We start from the raw sequence: 19309 nt of genomic DNA, 5'->3' as shown, positions 1-19309 counted from the left end.
CCGCAAGACACGACCACATCGTAAGAAGGCCAAGAGACATGGTTGACCAGAACGTCAAGGATCGCATCGAGCAGGACATCAAGGGCAACGATGTCGTGCTGTACATGAAGGGCACGCCCGTCTTCCCGCAGTGCGGCTTCTCCGCCGCCGTCGTCCAGGTGCTGAGCACCGTCGGCGTGAAGTTCAAGGGCATCAACATCCTGGAGGACCCGGGCCTGCGCCAGGGGCTGAAGGACTACTCGAACTGGCCGACCTTCCCGCAGCTCTACGTCAAGGGCGAGCTGGTCGGCGGCTGCGACATCGTGCGCGAGATGTACGAGTCGGGCGAGCTGCAGTCGCTGCTGGCCGACAAGGGCGTCGCGACGGGCGCCAACGCCTGATCGGCCATCCGCGCCGCAGACGTGTGACAAAGGGCTCCGCCACCGCGGGGCCCTTTTCCTTTGGCGGAACAGGCAGCGGGCCACCCTTGTTTTCCCATCGACGATTCCGCGGAGGTGTCGGCACGGAGAAGACACGGACAAGGAGGCCCGGTCATGGACAGGCGCGTGTTTCCAGCGGCGGCGCTGCTGGCTCTGATGGCTCTTCCCGCTCTGGCGCAGAGCCAGGACGGAACGGTGCCCAAGCAGGAGCGGCTGACCGCCTGCCGGGACGAGGTGTCCCGCTTCTCCGACCTGTTCCTGGGCGACAAGGTGGTGGCCGGCGGGCGCAACCACACCGCCCTGACCGGTGAGCAGAAGGACCGGCTGCGCGGCCTGCTGGGCGAGGCGCGGTCCGCCGCCGGCAAGGGCGACCCGGACGGCTGCGTGGACCGGCTGCGCGAGGCCCGCACCCTGGTCCGCAATGAGGGTGTCGGTACCAACGTCCCGATCGGCCGGGGCTCGTCGGGGTCGTCCGGTGCGATGCCGCGGAGCGGAGCCCCCACCGGCAGCGGAAGCGGAGGCGGCACCGCAGGCGGCGGAGGGGGCTGAGCGGGAAAACCCCCGCGGGAACTGCGGCATTCCCGGCGCGCAGTGCGGGCATGAGGGGGCGTTCCTATCGCCCATTTCTTGGGCATGGTAAAGGGGAGTCATGGCCCAGACTCCCTCCCCCTCCTTGTTGCCGCAGGCCGACGGGCGCAACCCCGCCACCCTGGGCTTCGCCGCCGCCCTGACCGCCTTCCTGATCTGGGGTGGGCTGGCGCCGGTCTTCTTCAAGCAGCTCGGCAACGTCGGGGCGGTGGAGGTCGTCGCCCACCGGGTGCTGTGGACGGTGGTGCTGGTCGGGCTGTGGCTGGTGCCGACGCGCGGCCTGTCCGGCATCGTGCGCGGGGTGGGAAGCTGGCGGCGCCTCGGCATCTTCCTGGTGACGACCGCGCTGATCGGCAGCAACTGGACCATCTTCATCTGGGCCGTGAACAACGGCCATATGGTCCAATCGAGTCTCGGCTATTACATCAACCCCATCATCAACGTCCTGCTGGGCATCGCCTTCCTTCAGGAGCGGCTGTCGAAGCGGCAGGGCATCGCCGTGCTGATCGCGGCGGCGGGCGTCCTGAGCCTCGTCCTGTCCTATGGGGAGGTTCCCTGGGTGGCGCTGTCGCTGGCCTTGAGCTTCGGCGTTTACGCTCTGGTGCGCAAGAAGGCGGCCATCGACCCGCTGATCGGGCTGCTGGTGGAAACGGTGCTGCTGGTGCCGCCGGCCATCGCCTATCTGCTGTGGCTGAACGCCCAGGGGCTGGGGAGTTTCGGCGCGCACGGCCTGGGCACCGACCTGCTGATCATCCTGACCGGCCCGGTGACCGCCATCCCGCTGGTGCTGTTCATGGTCGGCGCCGCCCGGCTGAAGCTGTCGACCATCGGCATCCTGCAATACATCAGCCCGACCGGGCAGCTCCTGCTGGGTGTCGCGGTCTATGGCGAGGCCTTCACCTCCTCGCACCTGGTGGCCTTCGGCTGCATCTGGGTGGCCCTGGCGCTCTATTCGGCGGACGCGCTGTTCACCCACCGGGCCGCCCGCGCCGAGGCCCGCGCTGAACACAGCCGGGCCGAGCAGAACCGGGCCGAGCAGGCCCGCGCCGCCGCCTGCCGCGCCGATTGAGGTGGTTCAGGCCCGCGGCGCGAGACCGTGGGCCATGGTGTGGGCGAGCGTCCGCACCACCTCGTTGACGCGATCCGGGCAGCGCCCGAACACCACCTGATCGAGGAAGCCCAGCCCGAAGCTGAGCGTGGCAATGCCCGCCGCAACATGGGCGAGATCGGCGTCGGCCGTGATGGCCCCGCGCTCGCGGAAGATCTCCAGCCGGCTGAGCAGGCAGGGGATCCGGCTTTCCGACAGGGTGCGCGCCATCTCGTTCGCTATGTCCGGGTCGACCAGCGCGCGAGCCAGCATCACCCGCGTGAAGTCGCGGCACTTCCAGGCGTGGCGGAGCTGGTGCAGCAGGAAGGCCGCCAGATCCTCCTCCAGATCGTCGCCCGGCGGCGGCATGGCGCAGCCGCTCCCCTCCTCGCGCCCGTAGCGTTCCACGACGGCGAGCAGCAGGCCGGCCTTGCCCGAGAAGTAACGCTGGATCAACTGCTCGTTCACGCCGGCGCGGCCGGCGATGTCGCGCGTGGTCGCGGCGTCGAAGCCGCGCTCGGCGAACACCATCTTGGCCGCGTCCAGAAGGACGCCCTTGGTCGCCTCACGGTCGCGCTTGCGCGCGGGCGCGTCGGGTCCAGCGGCGCAACAGCCACCGTCAATCTCTGGGTCAACAGCCGGGGCGGTCGCCGGGGTGTCGGTCTTGTCCACGATGCAGGCCCTCTCACTGGCCGCCGATCCGTGCGGCGGCTGAAATGATAATAGGTATGCGCGTGCATACTTGACAAGCCCGGATGGCGCTGGCAAGTATGTACCCACATACATACCGGGCACCGCCCAACCCGCGGAACCCCGGACCCCAACTTGGGACGCCCCAACTTGGGACGCCCCAAAATGGGACCCGATTTTTGAATCGAGAGGGCAACCGCATCATGACCACCGCCGATCTGTTCACGCCGCTGCGTCTTGGCTCCATGGAGCTGCCGAACCGCGTCATCATGGCGCCGATGACCCGCAGCCGCGCGGGCGAGGGCAACGTTCCCACCCAGCTGATGGCCGACTACTACGGCCAGCGCGCCTCCGCCGGCCTCATCATCACAGAGGCGACTCAGGTCTCGGCCACCGCCCAGGGCTATCCCAGCACGCCGGGCCTCCACACCGACGCGCAGACGCTCGCCTGGCGCCGCATCGCGGAGGAGGTCCACGCCAAGGGCGGGCTGATCGCCGCGCAGCTCTGGCACGTCGGCCGCATCTCCCACACGGAATTCCAGCCGAACGGCGCCCTGCCGGTCGCCCCTTCGGCGATCGCCGCCGCCGGTGAGTCCTACACCAGCAAGGGCCTGCTGCCCTTCCCCACCCCGCGCGCCCTGGAGACCGACGAGATCCCCGGTCTGGTCAAGGCCTTCGCCGACGCCGCCAAGCGCGCGGTGTTCGACGCCGGGCTGGACGGGGTGGAGATCCACGGCGCCAACGGCTATCTGATCGACCAGTTCCTGCGCGACCGCAGCAACAAGCGCACCGACCGCTACGGCGGCGGCGTGGAGAACCGGGCGCGCTTCCTGCTGGAGATCCTGGACGCGGTGACCACCGCCGTCGGCCCCGGCCGGGTCGGCGTCCGGCTGTCGCCGACCGGCACCTTCAACGACATGGCGGACAGCGACCCGCGGGCGCTCTACACCCACGTCACCGAGGCGCTGAACCCCTTCGGCCTCGCCTTCCTGCACGTCATCGAAGGCCAGCCGGGCCACCACATGGCCCCGCCGGAAGGCGCCCCGCACCTCGCGGCGGAACTCCGCCGGATCTTCAAGGGCCCCTTCATCATCAACGGCGGCTACAGCAAGGAGCAAGCCGAGGCGGCCATCGCCGCCGGCGCGGCGGACGCGGTGAGCTTCGGCGAGCCCTTCATCGCCAACCCGGACCTGCCGGAGCGCTTCCGCCGCAACGCGGCGCTGAACACGCCGGACAAGACCAGCTACTACGGCGGCGACGCCCACGGCTACACCGACTATCCGGCGCTTGAAACGGCCGACGCCTGATCCCTCTCCCCCGCGGGGATTGCCCCCGATCCCCGCACCTCAAGGCCGGGACCCGCAAGGGTTCCGGCTTTTTTCTTTCCACCGGGTTTCTTTCCACTGGGCCACCAGCGCGGACGTTGCCCGTTCCGGGAATCGGCTGTTATCCTGAACCGAGCGAAGGAGACGGGCATGAGCGTTATTCTGCCGCGCAACATCGAACAGATGGCTGAACGCCGCGCCAGCGAAGCCGGCTTCCAGGATGTGGCCTCCTATCTTGCCCATCTCATCGCCGCCGATGCCCGCGATGCATCCGACGAAGCGCTGGAAGGCGCCTTGTTGAAAGGGCTTGAAGGAGACGGCGGAGAGTGGGATGCCGAGGCGATGCGGGCCGAATGCCGGGCCGCGCTGGCCGCAACCCGCAAAAACATCTGAACGCCATGCGCATCCTTCCGAGCCCACGCGCGCGGAAGGATATTCTCGACCATTATACGTACATCGGCCTGCGGGATGAGGCGGCCGCCGAACGCTTTTTGACCGCCGTCGAGCGTAGTTTCGCGCGGATCGCCGAGCACCCCGACATTGGATCGACCCGGCTTTGGCGAAATCCGGCGCTTCGCGGCATACGGGCGTGGCCCGTCGGCGGGTATGGCCGTTACCTGATCTACTACCGCCGCCAGGGGCCGGATGCGCTGAGGGTTCTGCGCATTCTCCACGGAGCGGCCCTGTCCGAAGGGGTCTTGCGGACGCCGTATTGAGACACGACCGCCCATCCCAAACGAAAAAGGCCGCGCCCGGAGGCGCGGCCTTTCGCGTGTCGGCTGGGCCGAACGGTCAGCGCGAGTAGAACTCGACGACCAGGTTCGGTTCCATCTGGACCGGGTACGGAATGTCGGCCAGCAGCGGGACGCGGACGAAGCGGCCCTTCAGGGCGCCCGTGTCGACTTCCAGGTAGTCCGGGGTGTCGCGCTCACCCGAGGCGGTGGCCTCGAGGATGAGGGCCATCTGCTTGGACTTGGCGCGCACCTCGATGGTGTCGCCTTCCTTGATCTGGGCCGACGGGATGTTCAGGCGGCGGCCGTTGACCAGGATGTGGCCGTGGTTGACGATCTGGCGCGCGGCGAACGGGGTCGGCGCGAACTTCATGCGGTAGACCACCGCGTCCAGGCGGCGCTCCAGCAGGCCCACCAGGTTCTCGCCGGTGTCGCCCTTGCGGCGCACGGCCTCGGCGTAGATGCGGCGGAACTGCTTCTCGCCGATGTTGCCGTAGTAGCCCTTCAGCTTCTGCTTCGCCATGAGCTGCAGGCCGTAGTCGGACGGCTTCTTGCGGCGCTGGCCGTGCTGGCCGGGGCCATACTCACGCTTGTTGATCGGCGACTTGCCGCGGCCCCAGAGGTTTACGCCGAGGCGGCGGTCGATCTTGTACTTGGACTGTTGACGCTTGGCCATTTTGATCCTCGATGGAACACGAGTTGGTTTTGTCCCGGTAGTTCAGCGGAACAGGCCGCCGACGGGGCGCAAACAAGAGGCACGCCCGCTTTCCCAGGAGTGAAGGCGCGCACTATACGGATTCGGCGCGCCTTGTCAAACCATGAGTCCAAAAACGAAACGTCAGCAGCACTCGTCCTCGAGCTGGCGCAGCATGGCCAGACCTTCCTCGTCCTCATACTCTTCGAACAGGTCGGAGATGTAATAGACGTTGGCGCAGAGCAGGCACAGCCCGTCCGCCTGACGCTTCAATGGGTCGTCGGCCACGGCCAGCTTCGCCCGGAAGCGTTCCCAGAAGGCGTTGGTCTTGGCCGGGTCGTCGATGTGCATGTGCAGGCGCTCGATGATGCGGCGGGAGTTGCCCTCGCAGTCGATGCCCTTGAAGGAGACGTAGCGGTCGGGAGTGTCGGTTGCGTCCACGGTGGTGCTTCCTGCGGAAGAGGGTTGTGTTGACATCCCTCATCGCGGAAGGCGGGGCCAGGGACAAGACCCGCTGCACGAACGGCGGGCGGACGGCATGAATGGCGGGAGTGCTGCGCGAACGGTTCGCGCTCTCACCCCTCAGGCGGCGTGCGACAGCTCTTCCTCGGTGAAGTCCAGCAGCGTGTTCAGCCGCTGCGGGGTCAGCGCTTCGATCCCCTCGTGCCACATCACCTCGCCGAACAGCGCGTGCAGAGCGGCGAGACGCGCCGGCGCGAGCCCGGTCAGGCGGTCGCCGTAATACTCCACCACGAGCTGATCCACATAGGCGTGGTCGTCGTCCAGGAAAGCCATGGCCGTATCTCCTCGTCATCCTGGCGCCCACCCGATGCGGGCGCCGGCCATGGCTTTGTTTTACGCCTGCGGCGGGACGGGACGATTGAGGCGGATCAACCGCCGTCGGAAGTCACAAGGCGGCGGGATCAACCCTGATGCGCGTAAGGAGAAAGGCTAGAGGGCCAGCAGCTTCTTCAACTGCTCGATCCGGCCACGGCTGACCGGCACGCGGGGGGAGCCGGGGGCGGCCATGACGAAGGCGGCCCGCCCGTCGCTGCGGTCGATGGCCTGGGCGTGGCGCAGGTTGACCAGATAACGCCGGTGCGCCCGCACGAACTGCCGCCCGTCCAGCCGCGCTTCCAGCTCCGATAGGGAGAGCGAACAGAAGAAGGCGCCATCCGCCGTGTGGACCCGCGTGTAATGGCCGTCGGCCTGCACATAGACCGCATCGGCAGGGTCGATCAGAACCACGCCCTGGCGCGTCGTGATCGGCAGCTTGACCAGCGGCGTGACGGGTTCGGCCACCGCGTCCGCAGGCGACGGCGGAGCCGGCTCGGGAAGCGCCTTGCCGTTCACCTCGAACAGCATCAGGGCCAGCGCGGCCCCGCCGCCCGGCGGCAGGGCGGTGGCCTTCACCACGATGGTCCGTCCCGGCAGCGCCACCATCATGGAACTGGCCACCGCCGGGGAGTCCGGATCGTGCGCCGCGGCCAGCAGCAGTTCCACCTTGGCCCGGCTGCCCGGCGGATGCAGGTCGTGCAGGCTGGCCCCCAGCAGCGGACGGTCGCGCCCCAGCATCCGCGCCACGGAAGCGTTGACCGACACCACGCGCCGGTCGCCGTCGAGCAGGACGAGGCCAACGTCCATATGCTGCAAGGTGTATTCCATGGGGCAGTATAGGCCGCGATCCGCCCCGGAAGGGAAGAGGGTTACGCTTCGCCCTTGCGCCGCCCGGTCAGCGCGGCGACGACGCCGTGGAAGGTGCGGACCTCCTGCTCGGTCATCTGCATCCGCTCCAAGGCGTTGCGCAGCGTGCGGACCATGGAGGGGCGCTTCTCCGGCGAGGTGAAGAAGCCGGTGCGGTCGAGGTCGCCTTCCAGATGCTCGAAGAAATTCACAAGCTCCGCCTTGGTCGCCGGGCGGGTCTGGCCGGTGTGCAAAACGCGGTCCGGCGGGGTCTCGCCGGTCTGGAACCATTCGTAGCCGATCAGCAGAACCGCCTGCGCCAGATTGAGCGAGGAGAAGGCCGGGTTCAGCGGAACGGTGATCAGCGTTGAAGCCAGCGTCAGGTCGTCGTTGACCAGACCGGTGCGCTCCGGCCCGAACAGCACACCGGTCTTGTGCCCGGAGTCGACATGGGCGCGCAGCTCCGTCGCCGCGACGCGCGGGGTGACAAACTCCTGGATCATCCCGCGGGTGCGGACGGTGGTGGCGAAGACCACGTTCAGGTCGGCCACGGCCTCCGCCGTCGTGTCGTAGAGCTTGGCCCCATCCAGAACCGGATCGGCGCCCGACGCCGCGGCCACCGCCTTCTCGTTCGGCCAGCCGTCGCGCGGCTTCACCAGACGCAGCTCGGTCAGGCCGCAATTCAGCATGGCCCGCGCGCAGGCGCCGATGTTCTCGCCGAGCTGGGGCTGCACGAGGATGATGGTCGGGCCACCCAGGACGGAGGGCCGGTTGGGGTCTTTGCCGGAGGTCATGATCTGAACTTTGGTCTCAGCTTCGCGGTGTTGCGCCGCCTTTAAACAGCTTGAATGTGTAACTGTCCACCAGCGCCTCCATCGACGCCTCGATGATGTTGGTGGAGACGCCCAGCGTGGACCATTCCTGCCCGTCGCCGTTGCGCGAGCGGATCAGCACGCGCGGCATGGCGCCGGTGCCGTCCTTGGCGGCCAGGATGCGCACGCGGTAGTCGGACAGCTTCACCCCGTCGAGCAGCGGGTACAGCGGCTCCAGCGCCTTGCGCATCGCGGTGTCCAGCGCGTTCACCGGGCCGTTGCCCGATGCCACCTCGTGATACTCCTTGCCGCCGATCTTCACGCGCACCACCGCCTCGGACTCGACCACCAGCTCGCCCTTGGCGTTGTAGCGGCGCTCGTCGGTGACGTGGAAGCGCTTCAGCGTGAAATAGTCCGGCACCTCGCCCAGCTCGCGGCGGACCAGCAGCTCGAAGCTGGCCTCGGCGGTGTCGTAGGCGTAACCCTCGGTGTCGCGCTGCTTCACGAGGTCGAGCAGGCGGTTCAGCCGCTCGTCCTTCGGGTCCACGGCCATGCCCATCTCGCGCAGCCGCGCGATGACGTTGGCGCGGCCCGCCTGGTCCGACATGACGATCTGCCGGCGGTTGCCGACCGCCTCCGGCTCGACATGCTCGTAGGAGGACGGGTCCTTCTCCACGGCGGAGACGTGCAGCCCGCCCTTGTGGGCGAAGGCGCTGGCGCCGACATAGGGGGCGTGGCGGTTCGGCGCGCGGTTCAGCCGCTCGTCGAACTTGCGGCTGATCTCGGTCAGCAGCGGCAGGTCGGCGGGCTTGATGCCGACGTCGTAGCCCATCTTCAGCATCAGCGACGGGATCAGCGACACGAGGTTGGCGTTGCCGCAGCGCTCGCCCAGACCGTTGATCGTCCCCTGCACCATCCGCACCCCGGCGCGCACCGCGGCCAGCGAATTGGCGACGGCGTTCTCGGTGTCGTTGTGGCAATGGATGCCCAGCCGGTCGCCGGGGATGCCGTGCTCCTCAATCACCCGACGGACGATCTCGTCGATCTCGTGCGGCAGCGTGCCGCCGTTGGTGTCGCACAGCACGACCCAGCGCGCGCCCGCCTCATAGGCGGCCTTGATGCAGGAGGCGGTGTAGGCCGGGTTGCGCTTGTAGCCGTCGAAGAAATGCTCGGCGTCGAACAGCGCCTCGCCCTTGGCGGCTTTCAGCGCGGCGATGCTGTCGGCGATCAGCTCGATGTTTTCCTCGCGCGGGATGGCCAGCGCCACATCGACATGGAAGTCCCAGGTCTTGCCGACGATGCAGACGGCGCGCGCCTTGGACTGGATCAGGGCGGCGAGCTGCGGGTCGTTCGCGGTGCTGCGGCCGGGACGGCGGGTCATGCCGAAGGCGGTGAAGGTCGAGCGGGCCAGCTCCGGCGCCTCGGCGAAGAACTGGTCGTCGGTCGGGTTGGCGCCGGGCCAGCCGCCTTCCACATAGTCGATTCCCAGCCGGTCGAGGTCGCGGGCGATGGCGATCTTGTCGGCGACGGAGAAATCCACGTCCTGGGTCTGCGCCCCGTCGCGCAGCGTCGTGTCGTACAGATGGATGCGTTCGCCCGTCATTGCCGCCGCCCGAAGATATTGGTCGCCCGAAGGAAGGTCATAGGACTGTCCGGAGGGCCGGAAGAATGGACGATGCGCTCGGTCATCTCAATGCTTTTGATCGAACCCGCCAGGAATGCGGGGCTTTGCCACGCCGGCCATAGGCGCGCAATGGAGGTAATAGGACAAATGTACTGACCGAACAAACCATCGTCTGTGCTACACAGCCGCCCCTCTGCATGGCGCCCATCTCACGGGTGCGGTACTCTTTTCTGGCCGGATGCCGGTTGGACTGTATGATCAACGCCCCTTGTGAACGGATGGATTGGACACGGTGACTCCCGCGGGTGACGACGACCAGGACAAGCTCGTCATGGTGATCGACGACGAGCGGACGGTTCTGCAGGCCCTCAACCTCCTGCTGGAGATGTGGGGGTACCGGGTCGTCACCGCCGAGAGCGAGGGCGAGGCCGTCGACCGTCTGTCCACCGCCGGGGAAACGCCGCACGCCATCCTGGCCGACTACCGGCTGCGCGAAGGGCGCACCGGCGTGCAGGCCATCGACCGCATCCGCGCGGAGGCCGGGGCCGAGGTGCCGGGCGTCATCATCACCGGCGACACCTCCACCGAAGGGCTGCGCGACGCCCGCGCCCGCGGGCTGACCGTCCTGCAGAAGCCGGTGCTGCCGCCCCACCTCCAGGCGGTGCTGACCAAGGTGCTGCGGGAGCAGCCCGCCGGTACGGCGTGACGGGCCGGCATGGACGTTCCCTTACCATCGGCGCCCTCCACGCCGCCCCAGCCGAAGCACGACAAGCCGAAGCGCAAGCGCGCCGCCGCCACCGACGGACGGCTGTTCCGGTCGTGGGAGAGTTGGGTGGTCTTCGGGCTGGGGCTGCTGCTCACCGGCCTCGCCTGGCTGCTGCTGACCGAGCAGACCCACCGGCTGGCCGAGGCGCGCTTCCGCGCGCTGGCCCGCGACCTGTCCGGCGACGTCACGGCGCGGCTCGACACCTATGAACAGATGCTGCAGGGCGCCGTGGCGATGGTGGACGCGGGCGGCGGGCAGGTCAGCCGCACGGAATGGCGGGCCTACGTCACCGGCCTGCATGTGGAGGACCGCTATCCCGGCATCCAGGGCATCGGCTACGCCAAGCGCGTGAAGGCTCCCGACCGGGAGCAGCACGAGGCGGCGCTGCATGCCGCCGGCTTCTACAGCTACCGCGTAACACCGGAAGGGGAGCGGCCCGAATATTTCCCCATCGTCTACATCGAGCCCTTCGCCAGCCGCAACCTGCGGGCCTTCGGCTTCGACATGCACGCTGAGCCGACCCGCCAGGCCGCCATGGAGCGCGCCCGCATCAGCGGCACCGCCGCGGCGACCGCCCGGCTGCGGCTGGTCCAGGAAACCGAAGAGGACGTGCAGCCCGGCTTCCTCATCTATGTGCCCGTCTACGACCAGGCCCTGCCCCTGACCACCGTCGCCGACCGGCGCGAGGCGCTGCTGGGTTTCGTCTACAGCCCCTTCCGCGCGCACGACCTGATGCGCAGCATCATGGACCAGGGCGCCTCGGAGCTGTTGGACATCCGCGTCCATGACGGGACGGAGACCACCGCGGACTCCCTGATGTTCGACTCCGCGGCCGACCGGGACGCCGCTTTCCGGGAGGTTCTCCATGTCGAGGTGTTCGGCCGCCCCTGGACGCTGGTGCTGTCCGGCACCCAGGCCTTCGAGGGGAGCGTGGCCAGCGCCACGCCGCGGGCGGTGCTGTTCGCCGGCCTGATCATCACGCTGCTTTTGGTCGCCACCGTCAACTCCGTGCTCCAGGACCGCGACCGCATGGCGGAGCTGCGCCGCAGCTACGACGCGCTGGCGCGGGCGCGGGCGGAGGCGGAACAGGCCAACGCCGCCAAGTCGCGCTTCCTGGCCGCCGCCAGCCACGACCTGCGCCAGCCGCTCCAGACGCTGGGCATCTATCTGCACATGATCGGCGAACAGGCGGACAGCCCGCGGCTGCGCAAGCTGGTGGACGCCGCGCGCGACGGGTTCGAGGCGACCCAACGCCTGCTGAACTCGCTGATGGACATCGCCACGCTGGAGACCGGCGTGATCAGCCCGCAGCTGTCCGAACTGGACCTGCCCGTCTTCCTGGAGCGCATCTGCGAGGAAGGCCGGCTGGAAGCCGCCGGCAAGGGATTGGGCTTCCGCGTCACCTGCGGCGGCGCCCGGGTGACGACCGACCCGGCGATGCTGGAGCGGATCGTCCGCAACCTGCTGAGCAACGCGCTGAAATACACGCCCAGCGGCACCATCCGCGTGACCTGCCGGCAGGCGCGCGGCTTCACCGCCATCAAGGTGCAGGACACCGGCCCCGGCATCCCGCAGGACCGGCTGCATCTGATCTTCGAGGACTTCTACCAGATCGGCAATCCGGAGCGCGACCGGCGCAAGGGCCTCGGCCTCGGCCTCGCCACCGTGGCGCGGCTCAGCCGCCTGCTCGGCTACCGGGTGCGGGTGCTGTCGCGCCCGGGACGCGGCGCCATCTTCCTGGTCGAGATCCCCGACGAGGCGCCCAGCCCCCGCCAGACCATCGAAACCGTGACCTCGGTGGCCTGACGCCCTCCGGTTCTTTTGGCAATCGCCGACGCCGCGTAGTCCCGCCACGGCTGGGAACAGTCGCGGCGGAACCGGTGGATCACCGAGTCGGCGATTGCCAAATCCGGGACCGGGTCAGGCCGTCGCCAGCCGCGCCGACCGGGCGCGCATCAGCATCCACACCGCCGACACGCCGGCCAGCTTGGACGCGAGGCTGGCCGCCCAGACCGTCGGGTCCCAGATGCCGAGCATGCCGAAGAACAGCGCCGTGTCCACCGGCACCGACAGGGCGGCGCTGATCCACAGGCGGTCGCGCAGCGGGCGGCGGGTGATGGTGAAGACGCCCCAGTCGATCAGTTCCGACACCGCGAAGGCGGTGACGCTGGCCGTCGCGACGAAGGGGTCGGCCAGCAGGAAGGACAGCAGCGTGGCGGCCAGCATGGCGGCCAGCGACCAGTGGCCGTAACGGACCTGGACCATGTCGCGCAGGATGAAGATCAACCCGGCCCAGCAGGACCACACCAGATCCAGATGCGGCGCCAAGCTGAAGGCGTAGTTGATGGCGAGTACGCTGCCGATGTAGGCGGCGAGCCAGAGCATGACGGAATCCTCCAAAAGCCACCCGCGGAAATACGGGCGCGAACGACGGCGCCACCCGCGTGAATGCGAGCGCTCCGCAGCGGTCTTGTAACAGGTTCGCCCCGTCGCCGTGAACCCTCGGCGCGCGCCGGTGCGGACGGAGCGCAACCGGCAAGAACGGCTTACCCCCACGTCGGTTCCCCGAATGAGCCGCCGTCTCTAGCGCATCCGGACGATGCCCGGGCGCGTTCGTTCGGAGAGGTGAAACGAAAGAGACCCCGAAAGGTGAGGGCGATGGCGGCGGCGGGCGTATCAATTGGATTGGGCGGCACACGGGATCATTCGCTGGACGCGGCGCGCAGCCTGCTGATGATCCTCGGCGTGCCCTACCACGCGGCGCTGATCTACTCGCCGGGCTACGACTGGGTGATGAACTCCCCCGACGGCATCGCCTGGATCGGGCTGTTCGCGGACTTCATCCACAGCTTCCGCATGCCCGCCTTCTTCCTGATCTCCGGCCTGCTGATCACCCACAGCCTGCGCCGCCACGGACCGCGGGCGGTGCTGACCTCGCGCGCCTCGCGGCTGCTGGTGCCGCTCGTCGCCATGACGGTGACGCTGAACGTCGCGCAGCTGTGGATGGAAAGCCGCGCCATCGACCCCGGCCTGACCGCCGCGGAGTTCCTCACCCAGACCATCCCCGCCGCCTTCTGGAGCGGCGGGCTCGTCTATCACCTGTGGTTCCTGGTCGAGCTGTTCATCGGCGTGCTGGCGCTCTGCCTCGCCTACCCGCTGCTGGTCGCGCTGCACCGGCGGATGGCGGAGCGCGCGCCGGGGCTGGCCCGCTGGCTGGCCGACCCGCCGGACTGGCTGCCGCCGCTCCTGCTCAGCCTCGTCATGATGGGGGTGCTGGGGTTCGACAACATCTCCGATCGGCTGGTGACGCCGCTGGTGCCGACCAACTCGACGGCGGTGAGCATCGTCACCTCGGCGGGCTTCTTCGCGGTCGGGGTGCTGATCGCCCATTGGCCGGGCGGGGCCGCCCGCTACGCCAAGGCGAGCTGGGGGGTGGCGCTGACCTATCTGGTGTGCTTCGCCATCCACATCGGCATGGTCGGCATCGAGAAGCCCATGCCGGTCCGCTTCCTCGACGAAGTGCTGCGCGCCGTCGCCGCCTGGTCGGCCTTCCGCTTCGTCCTCGGCCTGACGCAGGCCTTCTTCTCGGCGGAGAGCCGCCGGGTGCGGGCGCTGTCGCAGGCCTCCTACACGATCTATCTGCTGCACCATCTGGTGGTCATGGCCGCCGGCTTCGCCCTGCTGGCCGTCACCGCGCCGCCTTTGCTGGAGTTCGCCGCGATCACCGCGGTCGGCCTGTTCGTGCCGCTGGCGGTCCATCACGGGCTGGTGCGCCGCTCGCCGACGCTGCGCTTCCTGATGAACGGCATTCCGCCGGGGGAAGCGAAAAAGCAAAGCGGTTCGGCGCGCGGCCGCGAGGCGATGGCGCGCCGGACCGGTTAGAGCGTTACGCCCGCTTCCAGGTCGTGCCCTGCGGGCCGTCCTCCAGAACGATGCCGAGGTCGGCCAGCTCCTTGCGGATGCGGTCGGCCTCCGCGTAGTTCTTGGCCTTGCGGGCGGCCAGACGGTCGTCGATGCGCTGCTGGATGTCGGCGTCCGACAAGGCCGCGGCCCCCTTCGGCGCCCAGCGGAACCATGCCTCCGGATCCTGCTGGAGCAGGCCCAGCGCCTCGCCGGCGGCGCGCAGTGCGCCCTTGGCGGCGGCCTTTCCCGCCTCGCCCGTCGCCTTGTTCACGGCGGACGCCAATTCGTGCAGATGCGAGATGGCGAGCGGGCTGTTGAGGTCGTCCTCCAGCGCGGCCAACACGTCGAACGGCAGTTCGGCCTGCGCCGGAGCCGGGTCGCCGCGCAGCGCCTGATACCAGCGGTCGAGCGTTGCCTTGGACTGCTTCAGCCCCTCGCGGGTGAAGTCCAGCGGCTGGCGGTAGTGCGCGCTCAGCAGCGTCAGGCGGATGGCCTCGCCGGGGAACTCGTCCAGCAGCTCGTGCACGGTGAAGAAATTGCCCAGCGACTTGGACATCTTCTCGCCCTCGACGGTCACGAAGCCGTTGTGGACCCAGTAGCGGGCCAGCGGCTCGCCGCCGTGGGCGCAGCGGCTCTGGGCGATCTCGTTCTCATGGTGCGGGAAGATCAGGTCCAGCCCCCCGCCGTGGATGTCGAAGGTGACCCCCAGATGCTCCTTCGCCATGGCCGAGCACTCGATGTGCCAGCCCGGCCGGCCGCGGCCCCACGGGCTGTCCCAGCCGGGCTGGTCGGCGGCGCTCGGCTTCCACAGCACGAAGTCGGAGGAGTCGCGCTTGTAGGGGGCGACCTCGACGCGGGCGCCGGCGATCAATTCGTCCAGCGAGCGGCGGGACAGCTGCCCGTATTCCGCCATCGACGGCACGGAGAACAGCACATGCCCTTCCGCGGCATAGGCGTGGCCGCGCTCGATCAGCAGACCGATCAGGGCGACCATGTGCGAGATGTGGTGCGTGGCGCGCGGCTCGATGGTCGGACGCAGCGCGTTCAGCGCGTCCATGTCGGCGTGGTAGAGGTCGGCGGTGCGCTTGGTCAGCGCCTCGATCGGCTCCCCGCTGTCGCGCGAGCGGTCGATGATCTTGTCGTCCACATCGGTGATGTTGCGGACGTAGGTCACCGCCGGATAGAGCCGTTGCAGCAGCCGGAACAGCAGGTCGAACACCACCACCGGGCGGGCGTTGCCGATGTGCGCGGTGTCGTAGACCGTGGGTCCACACACATACATGCCCACCCGGTCCGGAGTCATCGGCTCGAAGCGTTCCTTGCGGCGGGTCAGCGTGTTGTAGAGGTCCAGCGGCACGGCGCCATGTCTCCTGTGAGAGGGTCTTCCAAATCCCCCGCCCGGCGGGGGAGGGCCGGGGTGGGGGAAAGGACTTTAGGCCGTCTCTCCCGCGAGGCGCTTTTGCGCGCGGGTTCGGCCGATCAGGGGTAGCAGGTTCTTCAATTCCGGTCCATGGTCCCGCCCGGTGAGGGCGCGGCGCAGGGGGAGGAACAAATCCTTGCCCTTCCGGCCCGTCTTCGCCTTCACCGCACCCGTCCAGGTGCCCCAGGTGGAGAGGTCCCAGGGCTCCTCCGGCAGCAGGGCCGCCGCCTCGGCCAGGAAGGCGGAGTCGTCCGCCACCGGGGCGACCGGGGCGTGGGTCACCGCCCACCAGTCGCGGGCCTCCGCGACGCGCGACAGGTTGGGGCGCACCGCCTCCCAGAAGGCGGCGTCGGCCTCCGTCAGGCCGAGCGCGGCCAGCTCCCCGGACACCCGCTCGAAGGGCAGCAGATGGAGGATGCGGGCGTTCAGCCGCAGCAACTCCTCCGGGTCGAATTTCGGGGTGGCGCGGGACACCTTGGCGATGTCGAACTCGGCCACCAGCTCGTCCAGCGTCAGCCGCGGCTCGATGGCGTCGGAGGTGCCGAGCTTGGCGAGCAGGCTGGCCAGCGCCATCGCCTCGATCCCCTCCTCCTCGCGCAAGCTGGCCACCGACAGGCTGCCCAGCCGCTTGGACAGGCCCTGCCCCGCCGCGTCGGTCAGCAGCGGCAGATGGGCGAAGACCGGGACGGCCCCGCCAACCGCCTCAAAAATTTGGATCTGCACCGCCGTGTTGGCGACGTGATCCTCGCCGCGGATGACGTGGGTGATGGCGAGGTCGGCGTCGTCCACCACGCTGGTCAGGGTGTAGAGCGGGCGCCCGTCCTCGCGGATCAGCACGGGGTCGCTGAGAGCCGCGCCCTCGAAATGCACCGGGCCGCGCACGAGGTCGGTCCATTCGACCGGCCTGTGCTCCAGCTTGAAGCGCCAGTGCGGCTTGCGGCCTTCCGATTCGAGGCGGGCGCGGTCGGCGTCGCTCAGGCGGAGCGCCGCCCGGTCGTAGATCGGCGGACGGCCCTGCGAGACGAGGCTGGCGCGCTTGAGGTTCAGCTCCTCCGGCGTCTCGTAGCAGGGGTAGAGCCGCCCGCTGGCCTTCAGCGCCGCCGCCACCTCGTCGTAGCGGCCATAGCGGTCGCTCTCCCGCGCGAAACGGTCCCAGGTCAGGCCGAGCCAGGTCAGGTCCCGCTCGATCCCCTCCGCGTATTCAGGCTTGGATCGCTCCTCGTCCGTGTCGTCGAGGCGCAGCAGGAACGTGCCGCCCGCCTTGCGCGCGAACAGCCAGTTGACGAGCGCGAGGCGCACATTGCCGACGTGGAGGAGACCGGTCGGGCTGGGGGCGAAGCGGACGGCGACGGACATGCGGGCATCATTCGAAAGTCGGAACGGTGCGGCAGTCGTAGCACGCCCTGCGCCGCTCCGAAAGACGCCCATCGGACGCCAAGGGGCCTATCGCGTTCGAAGAAATGCCCCTCTCCCGCCCCGGGAGAGGGTGGCGCCGAAGGCGCCGGGTGAGGGTCGTGCGAGGATCAAGACGCCAGTCCTTGGCAGCACCCTCACCCTTCCCACGCTTCGCGTGGGCCCCTTCCCTCTCCCGGGACGGGAGATGGGATGTCAAGCGCCGCCTCCACTCCTCCACAATTTCCGGCGCACATGGATTGTTTCGAATGAAACAATTCTTGCGCGGAGCGGTGGCGGAGGCGATGCTGTTCCCCTGTGCGGGTTTTCGGCCCGCGAAACCAATTGGAACGGGAGAGCGGCCATGAAGCTGGCCGAAGCCCTGCTGCGCGCGCTGAAGGATCGCGGCGCACAGGCCATGTTCGGGATTCCGGGCGATTTCGCCCTGCCCTTCTTCAAGGTGGCGGAGGAAACGCAGATCCTGCCGCTGCACACGCTGAGCCACGAGCCGGCGGTCGGCTTCGCAGCGGACGCGGCGGCGCGCTACAGCGCGACGCTGGGGGTGGCGGCGGTCACTTATGGCGCGGGCGCGTTCAACATGGTGAACGCGGTGGCCGGCGCCTACGCCGAGAAGTCGCCGGTCGTCGTCATCTCCGGTGCGCCGGGCACGACGGAGGGCAACGCCGGCCTGCTGCTGCACCACCAGGGCCGCACGCTGGACACGCAGTTCCAGGTGTTCAAGGAGATCACCGTCGCCCAAGCCCGACTGGACGACCCGGCCAAGGCCCCGGCGGAGATCGCCCGCGTGCTGGGTGCCGCCCGCGCCCTGTCGCGCCCCGTCTATCTGGAAATCCCCCGCAACATGGTCAACGCCGAGGTCGAGCCGGTGGGCGACGACCCCGCTTGGCCGGTGGACCGCGACGCGCTGGCGGCCTGCGCGGACGAGGTGCTGGCGGCCATGCGCTCGGCCATATCGCCGGTGCTGATGGTCTGCGTCGAGGTCCGTCGCTATGGGCTGGAGGTCAAGGTGGCGGAGCTGGCGCAGCGGCTGGGCGTGCCGGTGGTGACCACCTTCATGGGGCGCGGCCTGCTGGCCGACGCGCCGACCCCGCCACTCGGCACCTACATCGGCGTCGCCGGCGACGCGGAGATCACCCGGCTGGTCGAGGAGTCGGACGGGCTGTTCCTGCTCGGCGCCATCCTCAGCGACACCAACTTCGCGGTGTCCCAGCGCAAGATCGACCTGCGCAAGACCATCCACGCCTTCGACCGGGCGGTGACGCTGGGCTATCACACCTACGCCGACATCCCGCTGGACGGGCTGGTGGACGCTCTGCTGGAGCGGCTGCCGCCGTCCGACCGGACGACCCGCGGCAAGGAACCCCACGCCTACCCGACCGGCCTTCAGGCCGACGACGGCCCCATCGCCCCGATGGACATCGCCCGCGCCGTCAACGACCGCGTCCGCGCCGGGCAGGAGCCGCTGCTGATCGCGGCGGACATGGGCGACTGCCTGTTCACCGCCATGGACATGATCGACGCCGGGCTGATGGCGCCGGGCTACTACGCGGGCATGGGCTTCGGCGTGCCGGCGGGCATCGGGGCGCAGTGCGTGTCGGGCGGCAAGCGCATCCTGACGGTGGTCGGCGACGGCGCCTTCCAGATGACCGGGTGGGAGCTTGGCAACTGCCGACGGCTGGGCATCGACCCCATCGTGATCCTGTTCAACAACGCCAGCTGGGAGATGCTGCGCACCTTCCAGCCCGAATCCGCCTTCAACGACCTGGACGACTGGCGCTTCGCCGACATGGCGGCAGGCATGGGCGGTGACGGCGTCCGCGTGCGCACGCGGGCGGAGCTGAAGGCGGCGCTGGACAAGGCCTTCGCCACGCGCGGGCGCTTCCAGCTGATCGAGGCGATGATCCCGCGCGGCGTGCTGTCCGACACGCTGGCCCGCTTCGTCCAGGGGCAGAAGCGCCTGCACGCCGCGCCCCGGGAGTAGGCGGGGGCGCCGCGTCCGCAGGCTGGCGGCCAGCCATCCAACGATCGGGCTTGCCCGCTAAGCCGTTGTCGCGCTTGCGCTTGGAGCGAGGTGCCGAAGCGAAATACCCCCTTCGGCACCGCCGCGGCGCAACAATTCGTTAACCATAAAAGCCCACCCTGTCCCTGCTTTCG

The 19309-nt window shown here is 69.0% G+C and carries 20 protein-coding genes; 10 read left to right on the top strand and 10 right to left on the bottom strand.

Annotation, left to right across the window (positions count from 1 at the left end):
* Positions 1 to 38: 38 nt before the first annotated feature.
* From grxD to rarD, 3 genes are all read left to right on the top strand, one after another.
* Entirely contained in the window at positions 39 to 380 is a 342-nt protein-coding gene (grxD, locus tag DS837_RS08365; RefSeq protein WP_014239508.1) for a Grx4 family monothiol glutaredoxin, read from the top strand.
* A gap of 153 nt (positions 381 to 533) precedes the next feature.
* Positions 534 to 968: a hypothetical protein gene (locus DS837_RS08360; protein WP_149164309.1), complete on the top strand. Its 435-nt coding sequence runs from the start codon at positions 534 to 536 to the stop codon at positions 966 to 968.
* Positions 969 to 1068: 100 nt separating this feature from the next.
* On the top strand, positions 1069 to 2076 hold the full coding sequence (rarD, locus tag DS837_RS08355) for an EamA family transporter RarD (protein WP_149164308.1): 1008 nt from the start codon (positions 1069 to 1071) through the stop codon (positions 2074 to 2076).
* 6 nt (positions 2077 to 2082) lie between these two features.
* On the opposite strand, the gene DS837_RS08350 is transcribed toward rarD, so the two are convergent.
* Positions 2083 to 2766 carry a TetR/AcrR family transcriptional regulator gene (locus DS837_RS08350; protein ID WP_149164307.1) on the bottom strand — a complete coding sequence of 228 codons (684 nt, stop codon included), beginning with the start codon at positions 2764 to 2766 and terminating at the stop codon, positions 2083 to 2085.
* 221 nt (positions 2767 to 2987) lie between these two features.
* On the opposite strand from DS837_RS08350, the gene DS837_RS08345 reads away from it, so the two are divergent.
* The 3 genes from DS837_RS08345 to DS837_RS08335 all read left to right on the top strand — a co-directional run bounded on the left by DS837_RS08345 (position 2988) and on the right by DS837_RS08335 (position 4825).
* Complete coding sequence (locus tag DS837_RS08345; protein ID WP_149164306.1) at positions 2988 to 4091, top strand: alkene reductase; 1104 nt, start codon at positions 2988 to 2990, stop codon at positions 4089 to 4091.
* 168 nt (positions 4092 to 4259) lie between these two features.
* Positions 4260 to 4502, top strand: coding sequence for a hypothetical protein (locus DS837_RS08340; RefSeq protein WP_149164305.1), 243 nt, complete (start codon positions 4260 to 4262; stop codon positions 4500 to 4502).
* Positions 4463 to 4825 (top strand): type II toxin-antitoxin system RelE/ParE family toxin, encoded by a 363-nt coding sequence (locus tag DS837_RS08335; protein ID WP_149164304.1) that lies wholly within the window; start codon positions 4463 to 4465, stop codon positions 4823 to 4825. The genes DS837_RS08340 and DS837_RS08335 overlap by 40 nt, the downstream gene beginning before the upstream one ends.
* A gap of 76 nt (positions 4826 to 4901) precedes the next feature.
* Here DS837_RS08335 and rpsD read toward each other — a convergent pair whose 3' ends face one another.
* The 6 genes from rpsD to cimA form a co-directional block, all read right to left on the bottom strand.
* Complete coding sequence (rpsD, locus tag DS837_RS08330; RefSeq protein WP_149164303.1) at positions 4902 to 5516, bottom strand: 30S ribosomal protein S4; 615 nt, start codon at positions 5514 to 5516, stop codon at positions 4902 to 4904.
* A gap of 162 nt (positions 5517 to 5678) precedes the next feature.
* Positions 5679 to 5975, bottom strand: coding sequence for a N(2)-fixation sustaining protein CowN (gene cowN / locus DS837_RS08325; RefSeq protein ID WP_149164302.1), 297 nt, complete (start codon positions 5973 to 5975; stop codon positions 5679 to 5681).
* A gap of 141 nt (positions 5976 to 6116) precedes the next feature.
* A complete protein-coding gene (locus DS837_RS08320) occupies positions 6117 to 6329 on the bottom strand; it encodes a hypothetical protein (protein ID WP_149164301.1) in 213 nt (70 codons plus the stop codon).
* A 156-nt stretch (positions 6330 to 6485) separates the two neighbouring features.
* Entirely contained in the window at positions 6486 to 7199 is a 714-nt protein-coding gene (locus DS837_RS08315) for a PAS domain-containing transcriptional regulator (protein ID WP_149164300.1), read from the bottom strand.
* Positions 7200 to 7240: 41 nt separating this feature from the next.
* Entirely contained in the window at positions 7241 to 8011 is a 771-nt protein-coding gene (locus DS837_RS08310) for an RNA methyltransferase (protein ID WP_149164299.1), read from the bottom strand.
* Between the two features lie 16 nt (positions 8012 to 8027).
* Positions 8028 to 9632 (bottom strand): citramalate synthase, encoded by a 1605-nt coding sequence (gene cimA, locus DS837_RS08305; protein WP_149164298.1) that lies wholly within the window; start codon positions 9630 to 9632, stop codon positions 8028 to 8030.
* Positions 9633 to 9945: 313 nt separating this feature from the next.
* Here cimA and DS837_RS08300 point away from each other — a divergent pair, with 313 nt between their 5' ends.
* Both DS837_RS08300 and DS837_RS08295 read left to right on the top strand, forming a co-directional pair.
* Entirely contained in the window at positions 9946 to 10359 is a 414-nt protein-coding gene (locus DS837_RS08300) for a response regulator (protein ID WP_149164297.1), read from the top strand.
* A gap of 9 nt (positions 10360 to 10368) precedes the next feature.
* On the top strand, positions 10369 to 12225 hold the full coding sequence (locus DS837_RS08295) for a CHASE domain-containing protein (RefSeq protein WP_149164296.1): 1857 nt from the start codon (positions 10369 to 10371) through the stop codon (positions 12223 to 12225).
* A 114-nt stretch (positions 12226 to 12339) separates the two neighbouring features.
* Here the strand turns inward: DS837_RS08295 and DS837_RS08290 are convergent, their stop codons facing one another.
* Entirely contained in the window at positions 12340 to 12804 is a 465-nt protein-coding gene (locus DS837_RS08290; RefSeq protein ID WP_149164295.1) for a preQ0 transporter, read from the bottom strand.
* Between the two features lie 300 nt (positions 12805 to 13104).
* Here DS837_RS08290 and DS837_RS08285 point away from each other — a divergent pair, with 300 nt between their 5' ends.
* The gene (locus DS837_RS08285) at positions 13105 to 14301 is read left to right on the top strand and encodes an acyltransferase family protein (protein ID WP_170295780.1); all 1197 of its coding nucleotides are present in this window, start codon (positions 13105 to 13107) and stop codon (positions 14299 to 14301) included.
* A gap of 4 nt (positions 14302 to 14305) precedes the next feature.
* On the opposite strand, the gene cysS is transcribed toward DS837_RS08285, so the two are convergent.
* Entirely contained in the window at positions 14306 to 15679 is a 1374-nt protein-coding gene (cysS, locus tag DS837_RS08280; protein WP_149164293.1) for a cysteine--tRNA ligase, read from the bottom strand.
* Positions 15680 to 15754: 75 nt separating this feature from the next.
* Positions 15755 to 17098, bottom strand: a complete 1344-nt coding sequence (gene gltX / locus DS837_RS08275) for a glutamate--tRNA ligase (protein WP_149164292.1) — start codon at positions 17096 to 17098, stop codon at positions 15755 to 15757.
* Positions 17099 to 17498: 400 nt separating this feature from the next.
* Between gltX and ipdC the strand changes: the two genes are divergently transcribed.
* Positions 17499 to 19136 (top strand): indolepyruvate/phenylpyruvate decarboxylase, encoded by a 1638-nt coding sequence (ipdC, locus tag DS837_RS08270; protein ID WP_149164291.1) that lies wholly within the window; start codon positions 17499 to 17501, stop codon positions 19134 to 19136.
* The last annotated feature ends 173 nt before the right edge of the window (positions 19137 to 19309 follow it).

The sequence above is a fragment of the Azospirillum brasilense genome, from assembly GCF_008365405.1.
In the GTDB taxonomy this organism is placed as follows: Bacteria; Pseudomonadota; Alphaproteobacteria; order Azospirillales; family Azospirillaceae; genus Azospirillum; species Azospirillum brasilense_D.
This window is presented reverse-complemented; position numbering and strand designations above follow the sequence as displayed.

What these genes read in the sequence shown, in the direction of transcription:
- grxD (WP_014239508.1), top strand. Translation starts at nt 39, where the DNA reads ATGGTTGACCAGAACGTCAAGGATCGCATCGAGCAGGACATCAAGGGC.
- DS837_RS08360 (WP_149164309.1), top strand. Translation starts at nt 534, where the DNA reads ATGGACAGGCGCGTGTTTCCAGCGGCGGCGCTGCTGGCTCTGATGGCT.
- rarD (WP_149164308.1), top strand. Translation starts at nt 1,069, where the DNA reads ATGGCCCAGACTCCCTCCCCCTCCTTGTTGCCGCAGGCCGACGGGCGC.
- DS837_RS08345 (WP_149164306.1), top strand. Translation starts at nt 2,988, where the DNA reads ATGACCACCGCCGATCTGTTCACGCCGCTGCGTCTTGGCTCCATGGAG.
- DS837_RS08340 (WP_149164305.1), top strand. Translation starts at nt 4,260, where the DNA reads ATGAGCGTTATTCTGCCGCGCAACATCGAACAGATGGCTGAACGCCGC.
- DS837_RS08335 (WP_149164304.1), top strand. Translation starts at nt 4,463, where the DNA reads ATGCCGGGCCGCGCTGGCCGCAACCCGCAAAAACATCTGAACGCCATG.
- rpsD (WP_149164303.1), bottom strand. Translation starts at nt 5,516, where the DNA reads ATGGCCAAGCGTCAACAGTCCAAGTACAAGATCGACCGCCGCCTCGGC.
- DS837_RS08320 (WP_149164301.1), bottom strand. Translation starts at nt 6,329, where the DNA reads ATGGCTTTCCTGGACGACGACCACGCCTATGTGGATCAGCTCGTGGTG.
- DS837_RS08315 (WP_149164300.1), bottom strand. Translation starts at nt 7,199, where the DNA reads ATGGAATACACCTTGCAGCATATGGACGTTGGCCTCGTCCTGCTCGAC.
- DS837_RS08310 (WP_149164299.1), bottom strand. Translation starts at nt 8,011, where the DNA reads ATGACCTCCGGCAAAGACCCCAACCGGCCCTCCGTCCTGGGTGGCCCG.
- cimA (WP_149164298.1), bottom strand. Translation starts at nt 9,632, where the DNA reads ATGACGGGCGAACGCATCCATCTGTACGACACGACGCTGCGCGACGGG.
- DS837_RS08295 (WP_149164296.1), top strand. Translation starts at nt 10,369, where the DNA reads ATGGACGTTCCCTTACCATCGGCGCCCTCCACGCCGCCCCAGCCGAAG.
- DS837_RS08290 (WP_149164295.1), bottom strand. Translation starts at nt 12,804, where the DNA reads ATGCTCTGGCTCGCCGCCTACATCGGCAGCGTACTCGCCATCAACTAC.
- gltX (WP_149164292.1), bottom strand. Translation starts at nt 17,098, where the DNA reads ATGTCCGTCGCCGTCCGCTTCGCCCCCAGCCCGACCGGTCTCCTCCAC.
- ipdC (WP_149164291.1), top strand. Translation starts at nt 17,499, where the DNA reads ATGAAGCTGGCCGAAGCCCTGCTGCGCGCGCTGAAGGATCGCGGCGCA.